At 48.5% G+C, this 14,413-nt stretch carries 12 protein-coding genes; 5 read left to right on the forward strand and 7 right to left on the reverse strand.

Annotated elements, in window-relative coordinates:
* Positions 1-444: 444 nt before the first annotated feature.
* On the reverse strand, positions 445-1,659 hold the full coding sequence (locus XMA152_RS07895) for an ammonium transporter (protein ID WP_173483283.1): 1,215 nt from the start codon (positions 1,657-1,659) through the stop codon (positions 445-447).
* 244 nt (positions 1,660-1,903) lie between these two features.
* Positions 1,904-4,066 (reverse strand): bifunctional 23S rRNA (guanine(2069)-N(7))-methyltransferase RlmK/23S rRNA (guanine(2445)-N(2))-methyltransferase RlmL, encoded by a 2,163-nt coding sequence (gene rlmKL, locus XMA152_RS07900; protein WP_173483284.1) that lies wholly within the window; start codon positions 4,064-4,066, stop codon positions 1,904-1,906.
* A 275-nt stretch (positions 4,067-4,341) separates the two neighbouring features.
* On the opposite strand from rlmKL, the gene rmf reads away from it, so the two are divergent.
* Together rmf and XMA152_RS07910 are read left to right on the forward strand one after the other, a co-directional pair.
* Entirely contained in the window at positions 4,342-4,548 is a 207-nt protein-coding gene (rmf, locus tag XMA152_RS07905) for a ribosome modulation factor (RefSeq protein ID WP_173480583.1), read from the forward strand.
* Positions 4,549-4,647: 99 nt separating this feature from the next.
* Positions 4,648-5,139 (forward strand): peptide-methionine (S)-S-oxide reductase, encoded by a 492-nt coding sequence (locus XMA152_RS07910; protein ID WP_173483285.1) that lies wholly within the window; start codon positions 4,648-4,650, stop codon positions 5,137-5,139.
* 27 nt (positions 5,140-5,166) lie between these two features.
* Here the strand turns inward: XMA152_RS07910 and XMA152_RS07915 are convergent, their stop codons facing one another.
* The gene (locus XMA152_RS07915) at positions 5,167-6,204 is read right to left on the reverse strand and encodes a quinone-dependent dihydroorotate dehydrogenase (RefSeq protein WP_173483286.1); all 1,038 of its coding nucleotides are present in this window, start codon (positions 6,202-6,204) and stop codon (positions 5,167-5,169) included.
* A 119-nt stretch (positions 6,205-6,323) separates the two neighbouring features.
* On the opposite strand from XMA152_RS07915, the gene XMA152_RS07920 reads away from it, so the two are divergent.
* Positions 6,324-7,175 carry an ion channel gene (locus XMA152_RS07920; RefSeq protein WP_173483287.1) on the forward strand — a complete coding sequence of 284 codons (852 nt, stop codon included), beginning with the start codon at positions 6,324-6,326 and terminating at the stop codon, positions 7,173-7,175.
* Positions 7,176-7,179: 4 nt separating this feature from the next.
* On the opposite strand, the gene XMA152_RS07925 is transcribed toward XMA152_RS07920, so the two are convergent.
* Positions 7,180-8,061: a TIGR01777 family oxidoreductase gene (locus XMA152_RS07925; protein WP_173483288.1), complete on the reverse strand. Its 882-nt coding sequence runs from the start codon at positions 8,059-8,061 to the stop codon at positions 7,180-7,182.
* Between the two features lie 80 nt (positions 8,062-8,141).
* On the opposite strand from XMA152_RS07925, the gene XMA152_RS07930 reads away from it, so the two are divergent.
* Positions 8,142-8,756, forward strand: coding sequence for a riboflavin synthase subunit alpha (locus tag XMA152_RS07930; RefSeq protein ID WP_173483289.1), 615 nt, complete (start codon positions 8,142-8,144; stop codon positions 8,754-8,756).
* Here the strand turns inward: XMA152_RS07930 and XMA152_RS07935 are convergent.
* On the reverse strand, positions 8,735-9,631 hold the full coding sequence (locus tag XMA152_RS07935) for a LysR family transcriptional regulator (RefSeq protein ID WP_173480577.1): 897 nt from the start codon (positions 9,629-9,631) through the stop codon (positions 8,735-8,737). The genes XMA152_RS07930 and XMA152_RS07935 overlap by 22 nt on opposite strands.
* Positions 9,632-9,747: 116 nt before the next feature.
* On the opposite strand from XMA152_RS07935, the gene XMA152_RS07940 reads away from it, so the two are divergent.
* On the forward strand, positions 9,748-11,361 hold the full coding sequence (locus tag XMA152_RS07940) for a GMC family oxidoreductase (protein ID WP_173483290.1): 1,614 nt from the start codon (positions 9,748-9,750) through the stop codon (positions 11,359-11,361).
* Between the two features lie 43 nt (positions 11,362-11,404).
* On the opposite strand, the gene XMA152_RS07945 is transcribed toward XMA152_RS07940, so the two are convergent.
* Positions 11,405-11,791, reverse strand: coding sequence for a hypothetical protein (locus tag XMA152_RS07945; protein WP_173483291.1), 387 nt, complete (start codon positions 11,789-11,791; stop codon positions 11,405-11,407).
* 14 nt (positions 11,792-11,805) lie between these two features.
* Positions 11,806-14,409 carry an aminopeptidase N gene (gene pepN, locus XMA152_RS07950; RefSeq protein ID WP_173483370.1) on the reverse strand — a complete coding sequence of 868 codons (2,604 nt, stop codon included), beginning with the start codon at positions 14,407-14,409 and terminating at the stop codon, positions 11,806-11,808.
* Between the last annotated feature and the right edge of the window lie 4 nt (positions 14,410-14,413).

Consider the following 14,413-nt stretch of genomic DNA (forward strand, 5'->3'; position numbering starts at 1 on the left):
GACAAACTCGCCGAGCTTTGAGTTTCACAAAGCTTTGCTAATTGCAGTTTAAATACTCTGTTATACCTGGACATAAAAAGACCCCCGATAATTGGATTGTTATGTCCAACTATTGGGGGTCAGTTCAAAATAACTCGGCTTTTTTGTGATTGTTGCAAGGGAACCTGCGAACAAGTCCATAGTATCTCAGCGAGACCTGAAATGTGCAGATACAAGGCGCTTCTCGCCGCTAATGGCCGTAGCCCTTAGCAAGAGGAGCAACGCCGTAGATGCATATTGCAGGCCACGCCCTTGGGGGCTTACAGTCAAATCCACCCTCTGTGTTGCGCTTTCTTGACTTAGCCCGCTAGGTCTTCGAAACCACGCCTTGATGATGAATTCGACTGTAAGCCTGAGATGCCATGGACTTATTCGCAGGTTCCCTAGAGCAACGGGATCAATCGCTTATTTGCGATCATCCGAAGTGGCTTCGATACGGTGAATACTTAGATCCGCACCACGGAACTCGTCCTCTTCATCCAGACGGATGCCCGCTACTGCATTCACAATACCGTAAACCAGGAAGCCACCGATCAAGGCCACTGCGATACCTGCAAGAGTACCCACAACCTGAGCACCTAGGCTTACGCCACCAAGACCGCCTAGTGCTTCGCTACCGAAGATACCTGCTGCAATACCACCCCAGGCGCCACATAGACCGTGTAGAGGCCATACACCCAGTACGTCATCGATCTTCCACTTATTCTGAGCCAGTGTGAACAGCCAAACAAATAGTGCACCGGCAATACCACCTACAAACAGCGAGCCAATTGGGTGTAGAACGTCAGAACCAGCACAGATCGCAACAAGACCCGCAAGCGGACCGTTGTGAATGAAGCCTGGGTCGTTCTTACCAAGAAGGGTCGCAACGATGATGCCGCCGACCATTGCCATCAAGCTGTTGACTGCAACCAGACCAGAGATACCGTCCAGTGTTTGAGCCGACATCACGTTGAAGCCGAACCAACCGATACATAGGATCCATGCACCTAGAGCGAGGAATGGAATGTTTGATGGTGGGAACGCCACAACACGATCGTTACGGTAACGACCTTTACGTGAACCTAGAACCAAAACAGCCGCTAGGCCGATCCAACCACCGACACCGTGGACTACGACAGAACCAGCGAAGTCGTGGAAGCCTGCACCAAAGGTCTCTTCAAGCCAGCCCTGGAAACCGTAGTTACCGTTCCAGATGATGCCCTCGAAGAACGGGTAGACTAGACCCACACAGAGTGCAGCTGCGATAAGCATTGGGTAGAAGCGAGCACGCTCAGCCACACCACCCGAGATAATTGCAGGAATCGCTGCCGCAAAGGTCATTAGGAAGAAGAATTTCACCAACTCATAGCCGTTACCTTCCGCTAAAGTGGCTGCATCGGCAAAGAAGGTGACGTCGTAGGCAATCCAGTAGCCAACAAAGAAGTAGACCACTGCAGAGAAACCGAAGTCGGTCATGATCTTAACCAGTGCGTTGACCTGGTTTTTATGACGGACAGTACCTACCTCAAGGAATGCGAAGCCAGCATGCATCGCGAATACCATGATGGCACCCATCAAAATGAATAGTGTATTGGAACTTTGTACCAGTGTTTCAACGGCACTGTTGATCGTTTCCACCCTTAATCTCCTCAAATTGCTTAGAAATGCACATATAGGGTGCAGCTCTATATTTCATGCACACTTTTGGTGCATTTAATGACTATGCGATGAGTTTTAGACGGCTTAATAAAAAAAGATAAAATGTTTTTTCTATCTACTTTCAATAACTTAAAAACTAATCACTCACTTTCAGCAAACTCCGTGCTGCAAGACTGTGCATTAGTTAGCAAGTAACGTACCAACTTTGGGCATTAAACGAATTTTATGCCTTATGGCGGATCTCAAAGCTGTAGTGAATCTTCGAGTTACGTTTGAAATCAGGATCAATCGTACGATGAGAAGTATCCACAATCTCAAAAGCGTCGAGCTGCTCGTAGTCCAACTTAAAGCGGCGATAGTTATTTGAAAAGATCAGAAGCCCACCGGGTTCAAGCAACGCCATTGCCCCTTTAATCAGCATAACGTGGTCACGCTGCACATCTAGGATGTCAGACATTCTCTTAGAGTTAGAGAAGGTCGGTGGATCCATAAAGATGAGATCGAAGGTCTCTGAACGAGGGCGATCAAGCCACTGAATACAGTCCGCTTGAACAAAATCAGCACGTTTAGCGTCAAGTTTGTTCAGTTCAAAATTGCGTCGGGCCCAATCGAGGTAGGTTGCCGACATATCGACACTGGTCGTGCTGATCGCACCACCGGCAGCCGCATGGACACTGGCGGTAGCGGTGTAACAGAAAAGATTTAGGAAACGTTTACCCTTAGCGAGAGACTGAATCTGTTGCCTAACAGGACGATGGTCTAGGAAAAGACCTGTATCTAGGTAATCTCTTAGGTTGACCTCGAACAGACAGCCATGCTCTTGTACCGTCAGCGTCTCACCCTGTTCGGTCTGTCGTTGATACTGATCGCTGCCCTGCTGACGCTTGCGTTGTTTCAATACAATCGAGTCTGTGCCCAAAGCAAACACTCTTCCTACAACGGCCATCACATCTTGAAGTCGCTTAAAGGCCTTTACAGGATCGACTTTCGCAGGCGGCGCATACTCCTGAACCACAATCTGATCAGCGTATCGATCGATTGCGACCGCGTACTCTGGCAAATCAGCGTCATAGACTCGGTATGCCTCGATTGACTCACGTTTCACCCACTTAGAGAGCTGTTTAAGGTTTTTCTTAAGTCGGTTCTCTAACATCAGCGCCCCTTCAGACAGGGGTGCACTATCTTGGTGCACAACATCCGAATCGGAATCTGCACTGTTTTGCGGCACACCCTCTTGTGGGTAGACGGTAAATAGCAGTAATTGACTGGGCAGTGCGCCATTAAAGAGCTTGTAGAGCTTGTCTGCACGCAGACCCATCACCTTGCCAAGCTCAGGGTTCGAAGTAAACACCCCCACACGCCAGTGATGCGCTTGGGCTTTTAAGAAATCACCCAGCTGGCTATACAAAAATCTTAGGCTTGAACGATCACCCAATCGTTCACCATAAGGGGGGTTAGTAATTAACAACCCTTTATCTTCTGGCGAAGGAAGTGACAAGCTAGCCAGATCACAACGTTCAAAATGGACGAGTGACTCGACACCTAAGGCTTGAGCGTTGTTGTTTGCACGCTGCAGAACATTTGAATCGGCATCAAAACCAGTTAGACGAGGGTAACCCTCTCTGTTTAGCCCTGCTTCACGGCGCTGTTTTGCATCTTGGTAGATCTCTTGCCAGATAGACGGCTGGTGTTGGCACCAACGATCAAAGCCCCAGCGACGACGTAACAGACCCGGCGCAATATCCGCCATCATCAATGCAGCTTCAGTGATTAAGGTTCCAGAACCACACATAGGATCAACTAGCTGTTTAAAGTCACCTTGATTGGGCCAACCCGCACGCATCAATAGCGCTACTGCAAGGTTCTCTTTAAGCGGCGCAGCACCGGTTTGAAGTCGGTATCCACGGCGGTGCAGACTCTCACCGGACAGATCAATTGCTACCTGAGCTGTCGTTCTGCGCAGATGAACGTTGATGCGCAGATCAGGGTACTGTTTGGCAACGGAGGGACGACTGCCGGTCTCTTCACGAACGGAGTCAACAATCGCATCTTTCACTTTAAGAGCGCCAAAATGGGTGTTATTGATCGACTCATTACGGCCGTTAAAATCAACGGCCAAAGTCCCCTCAGCCCGGATGTGCTCCAGCCAATTAATCGACTTAATATCGTTATAGAGTGCTTCTGTCGAAGTCGCATCAGCCTCTTTCAATAGCAACAGTACTCTGTTTGCAAGACGTGACCACAAACAGATCGTGTAGGCTGTGGCGAGATCACCCTCTACCTGAACCCCTGCTTGAGTCTCTTTTAACCCCTCTATACCGATCGACTTCAACTCGGCTAGCAGTAAAGACTCAACGCCCTTAGGGCAGGTAACGAATAGTTTCATTTCAACACTCAATTTGGTTAACGCCGAATGAAATGAAAAATTTTCATCCGCTATATTGTCCCTATTTTAAAGCATTACGCTTCATCTGTAAGTTACTGATTCAGCCGACTTTGCTGCTGAAGCGAAAAGGTTAAATCTATTAGAAGGGGAATTTAAATTGAGCAATACAATTACTTTAAATTGCCAATCTGGTCTATTACTAAACTGTGACTACCAATTGTTGTCGCCAAAACATCACTGCGAAAGCAGATACTCACTCAATACGAGGCGTATATATGAAAAGACAAAAACGAGAACGTAGCAATTCACTATACAAACGCGGTTTTACTGCCGGACTGGAGGGTAAATCACAGTCAGATTGTCCGGTATCTACGACAGACTTACGCAGCCACTGGATGACAGGATGGCGCGAAGGGCGAGAAGCCCACTGGAATGGCCAATCAGGTGTTTCAGCGATACAGGTCAATCCAAGTTATCACTAACAACATTTAATCAAGTAAGGCTCCTAATGATACCCATAGGAGCCTTTTTCGTTTTAAGATCCTCACTTCACAGTTAAACACCAATGTTAAGCAGAACGAATGGAACAGATTTACTTCGCTGGAGGCTGCCTATGGGGTGTCCAAGAGTTCATGAGGCATATTCCTGGCGTCATTAGCACGCAAGCAGGCCGAGCCAATGGCACGTCTAATAGGACAGACGCTGAGTACGATGGCTATGCGGAGTGTGTACAGATCGACTTCGATCCTGAACAGATAGCGCTAGGCGAGCTGATCGAGTGCTTGTTTGAAATAATCGATCCCTACAGCATCAACCAACAAGGCCAAGATATTGGTCCCAAATACAGAACGGGGATCTACAGTCGAGAGCGCGAACACTTGGACGAGGCACACCGAATACTCAAAAGCCGCGAGGATTATAAACAGCTGACTATTGAGGTACTCCCCCTATCCAACTATGTCAAAAGTGATGACGAGCACCAGGACCGACTGACACGTCATCCCGAGGATCATAGTTTATGCCACATCCCGCTAACACTGCTCTATAAATACAAAAAAGCCGCTAATCGATAGCGGCTATTCAGTGTCAAAGCGTTGAGCTTAACGGTGTCCCAACAAACGACGATCACGAATCGCCTCAGCCGCTTCAGTGATCAGTTTAGGACCACGGTAGATGAAGCCTGTGTAGACCTGAACCAAGCTAGCACCCGCCTCGATCTTCTCGACAGCGTCAAAACCTTCAGTGATACCACCAGCACCAATGATAGGCAAAGCACCATCCAACTCACGTGCCAAGATTTGGATAGCACGAGTCGATAGGTTGCGTACTGGAGCACCACTTAAACCACCCGCCTCTTTTGCAAATTCAGAGCTCTCTACACCACCTCGTTCAATGGTGGTATTGGTCGCAATCACACCATCCATCTCGTAAGTTTTGAGAAGATTAGCGGTCGTTACGAAACCCTCTTCATCCATGTCGGGCGCAATTTTGATCGCGATCGGGACGTATTTGCCGTGAATACCTGCCAAGCGGGCCTGTTCATTCTTCAGCATGTCCAAAAGAAGGTTGAGACTATCACCCTGCTGAAGATCACGAAGACCCGGCGTGTTCGGGGAGGAGATGTTAACCGTAATATAAGTAGCGTAGGGGTAGACCTTACGCAGACAGATTAGGTAATCATCGGCCGCATTTTCATTAGGGGTATCTTTGTTCTTACCAATGTTGATACCCAGTACGCCTTTAAAGTTCGACGCCTCAACATTCTCGATCAGTCGATCTACACCAAGGTTGTTAAACCCCATGCGATTGATGATCGCGCTGTGCTCAGGAATACGGAATAGACGAGGTTTAGGGTTGCCTGGTTGAGGACGAGGTGTCACGGTACCGACTTCAACAAAACCAAAACCCATGGCTGCCAAACCGTTAATAGCACCCGCATTCTTATCCAGACCAGCCGCCAATCCAACGGGGTTTGGAAAACGAATGCCCATAACTTCTGTTGGTGCTTCCACCATTTTCGCACCAAGAAGCTTCGGCATACCCAGATCGGCGGCCAAGTTCATACTGCTCAGTGCAAGGTCGTGAGACTTCTCGGCATCTAAGCGAAACATCAAAGAGCGGGCTAAGTCGTATAACATGATTATCCAATCGAAATTTTAGTTGGGCGAATTATACAGAGTGGTCATTCTGAATGACAGTTTGCTTAAGTCACCGGTGTCATAAATAATATTCATCTATCTATTCAGGAGATCAGCCGGTGACTCAGCACAATAAGCACAACCGTTTAATGGGCATTTTAGGGGTCCAAGGCGTTGATGTCCGTGAGAACCATAGAGCCAAACAGTGGGGACGACTCTTTGAGTGGCCACTCCTATTTCTGGCGTTTTGGATACTGATCGACTGGTATTTTCAAACCACAAACCATCACGAACAGCTTGCCATTATCGGTTTAAACGACTGGGTGATCTGGGGCTTTTTTGCCTTAGATCTTGTGGTTATGTTGGCGTTGGTAGACAACAGACTACGATACCTAAAAGGCAACTGGATGAGTCTGGTCATCGTGCTAACCGGAATTCCGATTTTATTGAATGCTTTAGGCTTACAAAGTGGCGTCTTAAGATCGCTGAGACTGCTGATTTTTGCCAGTATATTTACACGCCTATCTAGCGATCTTCGCTCGGTGTTGGGCCGGCATAACCTAGGGGTAACTCTGGCGATCGCACTGGGATTTCTGATCCTAGCCGCCTTCCTCATCTCTGGACTGGATCCTGCGTTTAAAAACCCGATCGATGGCTTCTGGTGGGCTTGGGTCACGATGACTACCGTCGGCTACGGCGACCTTGTTCCAACCACCCTTGAGGGGCGTATCGTTGGCATGCTTCTGATTTTGGTTGGCATCGCGATCTTTTCAATGCTGACCGCTAGTTTCTCTGTCTTTTTTATCGAAAAAGATGAAGAGGAGAAAAATGACCGGGAAGACGCTATGGTGCGACGCCTTCAGATGCTTGAAGCTCGTTTAGAGCGAATAGAACAAAACCTCAATAAAGCGGTGACTTCGTTGGAGCAAATTCAAACGCTCGAGTCTGAAAAACGCTCACCCAAAAGTTAACGGATTAGATAACAGCGGTTAAGGCCTGATCGAGTGAAGGGTATTTGAAATCAAATCCGTGCTGAGTCAACTTCGCAGGAATCACAGCCAACCCTTCAGTCAGCAGTGCAGCCCCCTCTTTGCCAAGCATCAACTTAGGCATAAAAGCTGGCATTGGCAAAAAGGTTGGACGCTTCAAGACTTTGCCAAGCTCTTCTGTAAAGACTTGGTTGGAGACTGGATTAGGTGAGGTCAAATTGAATGGCCCACTCGCATCAGGGTTATCAATCAAAAATAGAATGGCGTTGACCTGATCGTCTAGATGAATCCAGGACATCATCTGCTGGCCGTCGACAATGCGACCACCTAAGCCCAGTTTAAAGGCAGGTAGCATCTTCTTCAGGGCGCCACCCTTACCAAGCACGATGCCTGTTCTCAGTAGCGCCACTCTGACACCCTCTTGTTCAGCACTTAAGGCAATGTTCTCCCAGCTTTTGCAAAGCTCACTGGAGAAGTCTTGAACCAGAGGTTGATCCGCCTCAGAAAGCGTCTGATTACTGCGAGTCGCCCCGTAAAAACCGATCGCTGAGCCACTGACTAGCACCTTGGGTTTAACCTCTTGTTGAGCAATCCAACGCACTAACTGCCCCGTAACTCCTTCACGACTGGCACGCAGGGCCACTTTTCGCGAGTGAGTCCAAGGTTTATCAGCGATCGGTAAGCCTGCTAAATTGACAATGGCATCGACAGCGGTGTTCAAGTCAGACAAATTTGAGATTGTTTGAACACCGGCCACTTTCGAGGATCGTTTGTGTATCAATAGAGTGACTCGGTCACCTCGAGCGACGAGCGCTCTAGCGACTGCATCACCAATAAACCCTGTACCGCCTGTCAAAAGAATGTGCATGCTGTTAAACCCTTAACTGTTTGCTTTATCTACGTCCCATGCTAGCGTTCGGACTGCTAAAGCTAAAGGAAGAATCGATAATGTTTACTGGTATTGTTCAAGGTGTGGCGACTGTCACTGCTCTAACCCCAGCCGATAATTTTATGACACTGCAGCTTGAGTTCCCGGAAAACTGTTGTGATAACTTCCAGATCGGAGCCAGCGTCGGACTTAATGGTACTTGTTTAACGATTACCTCATTTGTAGGTAACAGAGCCAAGTTTGATGCGATCCAATCGACACTAGAACTGACCAACCTTGGCGATTTGCAGGTCGGGTCACTGGTCAATTTTGAACGTGCTGCCAAGATTGGCGATGAGATTGGTGGGCACCTAATGTCGGGCCATATTTGCGACCGAGTAGCGATAACAGCGATCGAAAAGACAGAGACCAATTGCCGAGTTGAGTTTGATCGTCCGAGCCAATGGGCACCCTATCTATTGGATAAAGGGTTTGTCGGACTGAATGGCTGTAGTTTGACGATGACGCAAGTAACGGACGACCGTTTCTCTGTTTGGCTAATCCCAGAAACCTTGGAGCGCACACTGTTTGGCAAAGCTAAGGTAGGTGATCTGATCAACCTAGAGATCGACCCTCAAACCCAAGCGATTGTCGATACCGTCGAGCGTTACCTTCAGGAGCGCGGCAAAAACTGATCTCTGTGCTGCGCGATTAACTGCTCTAACTCAGTTGAGATAGAACGCACATTGGCGCGACGCCTCAGCTCTAGTGGCGTCAGCAGCCAGTAGCTTCGTATAAAGCTAATCTCCTTTGGCAGAACCTGAACAAAACGCGGGTCATCTTGCACCATATAATGGGGTAACACCCCAAACCCTCCACCATTAGCAATAAACTGGAATTGGGACATCACGGTTGCCCCCTGAAAGCGCTCAATCAGTTGGTCATCGATCAATCGGTTAAACCCTAACTGCTCAGTGTAGAGTATATCGGGAATATAACCGGCAAACGGGTGCTGTTTAACCGATTCAATATCCTCTAAATCTACGGAATTATTCTGCAGATACTCACGACCTACATAGAGAAAAAGCTGGTAGTCCGTCAGTTTCTTACAATGAATATCCCGCCTCTCAGAGGGCTCCAATGTGATCGCTATGTCCACCTCACGCTTCATCAAGTTAAGGCTCTGTGGAACGGGTACCAAGCGTAGGTTTAGATCAGGGTTACGATGGACAAAATGGGTTAATTGATTGGCTATAAAGAGGTTTCCCAAACCATCTGGCGCCCCAATTCTTAGGTTCCCGGATAGGGATCGCTGATCTGAAGCCGCTCTCTCTTTGGTCAAGACAGTAATGTCTTCACACTGTTGAGCCAGAGGCAAAACAGCTTCACCGGCCGGAGTGAGGTGCAAGCCTTTATCATCCGCCTCAAACAGTGGGGTTTGCAACGCATCTTCAAGAGCGGCTATTCGACGCGACACCGTTGTATGGTTCACGCCCATTCGTTTTGCTGCAGTCAAATAACGACCCGCGCGAGCGACCTCGAGAAAGTAACGCAGATCGTTCCAATTCAATTTGTCATCCATCATTTGTGCAATTTAGCACAGCAAACTAGCAAAATAATCAAAAACTACTGCACAAATAATCATAAGATAGTGAACACACCAATAAGTATAGAAAGGATAACGCCATGTCTGCTGTCAAAGATCTTGGAACTTACGATTACGTCATCGTTGGCGCTGGGTCGGCCGGCTGTGTATTAGCCAACCGTTTGAGCCAAGATCCAAACACCCGCGTGCTTCTGCTGGAAGCGGGTGGCAGTGACAACCAGTTTTGGGTCCATGTTCCAGTGGGTTACCTCTACTGTATAGGCAATCCGAAAACTGACTGGTGTTTCTCGACCGATGCAGAAGAGGGTCTGAACGGGCGTTCACTCATCTACCCTCGAGGTAAAGTACTCGGTGGCTGCTCTTCGATTAACGGCATGATCTACATGCGTGGACAAGAGCGTGACTATGATGAGTGGGCATCATTAGGCAATCAAGGCTGGAGCTGGCAAGAGGTTCTTCCCTATTTCAAACGCTCTGAACGACACTACCAACCCGCTGATGAGTTCCACAATGATAAAGGGGAACTGTTCGTTCAAGAGCAGCGCTTGAGCTGGCCTATTCTAGAAGCCGTTCGAGAGGCGGCTGAAGAGATTGATGTACCGAAAACCTCAGACTTCAACCGTGGTGATAATGAGGGTTCAGGTTATTTCCCAGTTAACCAAAAAAATGGCATTCGCTGGAATGCACGCAAAGCCTTTATCAACCCCGTTAAAGCACGACCTAATCTCACCATTATGACTCACGCTCAGGTCACCAAGCTGCGCATTGAAAACAGACGCGTTGTGGGTGCTGATTTAATCGTTAATGGGCAAGCTGCGAGCGTGACGACCGATAAAGAGCTACTGCTCAGTGCCGGTGCGATCAATTCGCCTCAAATCCTACAGCTTTCTGGCATTGGCCCTGCCAAGGTTTTAGCGGAGCACAATATCGAGATGGTGCACGAGCTCCCTGGTGTCGGTGAAAACCTACAGGACCACCTACAGTTGCGAACCATCTACACCGTTGAAAACACAAAAACTCTGAATGAGTGGCAGTCAACCCTGTTGGGTAAAGCGCAAATTGCGGCTGAATACTTCTTAAAACGTTCAGGCCCAATGTCAATGGCCCCCAGTCAGCTCGGTATCTTTACTAAATCCTCGGATGAGCATGCTACGGCGAACATTGAGTATCACGTTCAACCTCTATCGCTTGAGAAATTCGGTGAGGATCTGCACGAGTTTCCGGCTATCACCGTCTCGGTCTGTAACCTGCGTCCAGAGAGCCGCGGTACCTGTCATATTCAATCGACCGATCCTAATGTTCCGCCAGCAATTAAACCGAACTACCTTTCGACGGACGGCGATCGCAAGGTTGCAGCAGATAGCTTACGCCACGCTCGCAAGCTAATGGCGACTCAGCGTTTACGTGAATTTAATCCAATTGAGTTAAAACCGGGCGCACAGCTTCAATCGGATGAAGAGCTCGCGAAGGCCGCAGGTGATGTCGGTACAACAATATTCCACCCGGTCGGCACCGCAAAAATGGGCAGTGATGAGATGTCCGTTGTGGATGCGCGATTGAGAGTGCACGGCATTGACGGTCTGCGCGTAGTGGATGGTTCAGTGATGCCAACCCTTACCTCGGGTAATACTCATGCACCGATCACTATGATTGCAGAGAAAGCGTCTGACATGATCCTTGAGGATAACGCTTAAACTAAAAGGGGCAGATCAATGATCTGCCCCTTTGGGATTGAGACTATTTGTAGATTCGCTCATCAAAAGGATCTACAGGCTCTTCCAGCATTTCGTCCTCTTTGAAGAAGAGTACGCGTCCTTCGAACTTAAACCCCTTAGTCGAGAACCAGCGTTCTGCCTGTTCACGCCCCTCTTCCGCTTTTCTCACCTCCAACCAAGCCATCACGACTCGATAGAAGAAGATACCAAACAGAGCAGCACTCGCGCCTAAGAAGAAATCAGAGGCTAGAGCGAAGATCAGTAGCACCAATGCAACAATCCAGACCTTAGAGCTTCGCGCATTTTTCAGTGCATCGTTTTCAGCCCCGTACTGATCTAGAAAGTTCAGGTAACGACGGTAGTTCTGTTGCAGATCAAACTTAATCGCAGAATCGATAGAGATAGCCATACCAATGACTCCTATTACACCAAGCTCTTACTGACGACTTCATAAACATCGGGCGACAGCGCCTTCTGCTTCATGATGCGTTCCAGTTGAGCTCTCATTAACTTTTGCTTATCACTAGTATAGCGCTTCCAGCGAGTTAAAGGCGTTAACATTCGCGATGCAATTTGAGGGTTCTGCTCATTCAAGCGAATGATCCAATCAGCCAAGTATTGGTAACCCGAGCCATCCGGCGCATGGAATTGAACTGGGTTTGCACTGGCAAAAGCACCAATCAGACTGCGCAGTTTATTGGGGTTTTTTGCATCAAATAGCTCATCGTTTTCAAGTGCTTTAACTCGATCCAGAGCGCCCTCTTTGGAGTCACAGGCCTGCAGTGAGAACCAACTGTTCATCACCAGCGCTTCACCTGACCACTGCTGCTTGAATGCCGCAAGCGCCTGTTCAGCTGCTTGGGCATCTTCAGAGTGAACCAGTGCCGCCAGTGCAGACTGTTGATCGGTCATATTATCAGCGCTGTTGAACTGCTCCATTGCTAACTCAATGGCGCCTTCATAGTTAGCCGCGATCAGGTAACTCAAGGCTAAATTTTTCAGACTGCGCTTAGCCACTTGATCTGCAGTTGGTTGGTAAGCCTCTTTAGAGGTGCAACGCTGATAGACTGCCAACCACTCTGGTGCTAGGGCTTTGCCTAGGGCTTTGACAAAAGATTTACGAGTCGCGTGAATCGCTTCAACGTCAATGACCTCAGCTAATTCACTCAGATAGGCTTCGCTCGGCAAGGTGCATAACTTAGCGAGCATCGCCTCATCTAAGGACTCATCTTCCAGTAACGCTCGCCAAGCATCTAAAAGCGCTGCGTTGGATTCGACCGCCGCACCCGCAATGCCTGCTTGCAGTTTGTTCACTAAGTAGCGCTGTCCCGACTCCCAACGGTTAAAGCCGTCAGTATCAAAACGCATCAGATGCAGCAGTTGGTCATCCGTGTAGTTAAAACGCAACTTAATCGGTGCTGAGAAGCCGCGAAGCAGAGACGGAGTTGGCTGTTCAGAAAGGCCTTCGAAACTAATGCTCTGTACCTCTTCCGTAAGTTCCAAAACACCTGAAGAGAGTTCCGTCCCCTCCTGTGTGAGCAGTCCAAAACGGATGGGCATATGGAAGGGTGCTTTATGATCTTGACCTGGAGTGCTTGGGCAGCTCTGTTTAAAGGTCAGCTGGTAGGTTCCTGATGCAGCATCCCACTGATCAGAGACCTCAACCACAGGAGTACCTGCTTGTGAATACCAGCGTTTAAACTGTGTTAAGTCGCGTCCTGAAGCCTCTTCCATCGCGGCCACAAAGTCATCCGTCGTAACGGCCTGGCCATCATGACGATCAAAGTAGAGATCCGTCCCTTTTCTGAAGGTCTCTTCACCCAAAAGCTGATGGATCATGCGCACCACTTCTGCGCCTTTCTCATAGACGGTCAGCGTGTAAAAGTTTGAGATCTCGATAAACGATTCCGGTCTCACCGCATGCGCCATGGGGCCAGCGTCTTCAGCAAATTGTGCCGTTCTCAGCAGTGTCACATCTTCGATTCGCTTCACGGTTCGCGAGTTCATATCGGCCGAGAACTCCGCATCACGAAAGACGGTAAAGCCCTCTTTAAGACTTAACTGGAACCAGTCACGACAGGTGACACGGTTGCCTGACCAGTTATGGAAGTACTCATGAGCAACCACCGCCTCTACTCGCTGAAACCCAAGGTCTGTAGTGGTCTTTTGACTGGCTAATACACAACTGGTGTTGAAGATATTGAGGCCTTTATTCTCCATCGCACCCATGTTGAAGAAGTCGACGGCCACGATCATGTAGATATCAAGATCGTACTCACGGCCATAGACCTCTTCATCCCAGCGCATCGATCTCTTTAGGGAGTCCATCGCATAGGCAAGCTTGTCGTGATCTTTAGGTTCAGCAAAAATTTGCAGCTGAACTTCACGTCCAGAGGCTGTTGTGAACTGATCTTCAATGCAGCTTAAATCACCCGCCACTAAAGCAAACAGGTAGGCGGGTTTGGGGTGTGGATCCTGCCAAGTAGCCCAATGACGTCCGTCATCAGTGACCCCTTTATCAACCGCGTTACCATTGGATAGCAACACGGGATACTGTTCGGGATCAGCAATGATGGTTGTCTCAAACAGGGACATCACATCAGGGCGATCAAGGTAATAGGTGATGCGTCTAAAGCCCTCTGCCTCACATTGGGTACAGAAGACACCATCCGAACGGTAGAGACCCTCCAATGCAGTGTTCAGCTGTGGCTGAATGCGACAGAGCGTTTGCAGAGTAAATTGATCAGGAACAACCTCAATCGTCAGTGACTCATCCGTGACCTTATACTCGCCTTCAGGCACCTGTTGGTCATTAATGCAGATTCGTTTGAGCTGAAGGTCTTTATCGCCATTTAAAATCAGAGGGGCGTTGCGAAGATGAGATTCGGGGTTACGGCGCATCTGCAATGTTGCAAAGACTAACGTCTCCTCTTCATCCAATTCAAAACGAAGCGCTACTGAGTCGATCAAAAATTCAGGAACACGGTAATCTTTTAGATAAATTGTGTTGGGTTGTTCACTCAAGATTGTC

This window comes from Marinobacterium sp. xm-a-152, from assembly GCF_013282965.1.
Lineage (GTDB): Bacteria > Pseudomonadota > Gammaproteobacteria > Pseudomonadales > Balneatricaceae > Marinobacterium_E.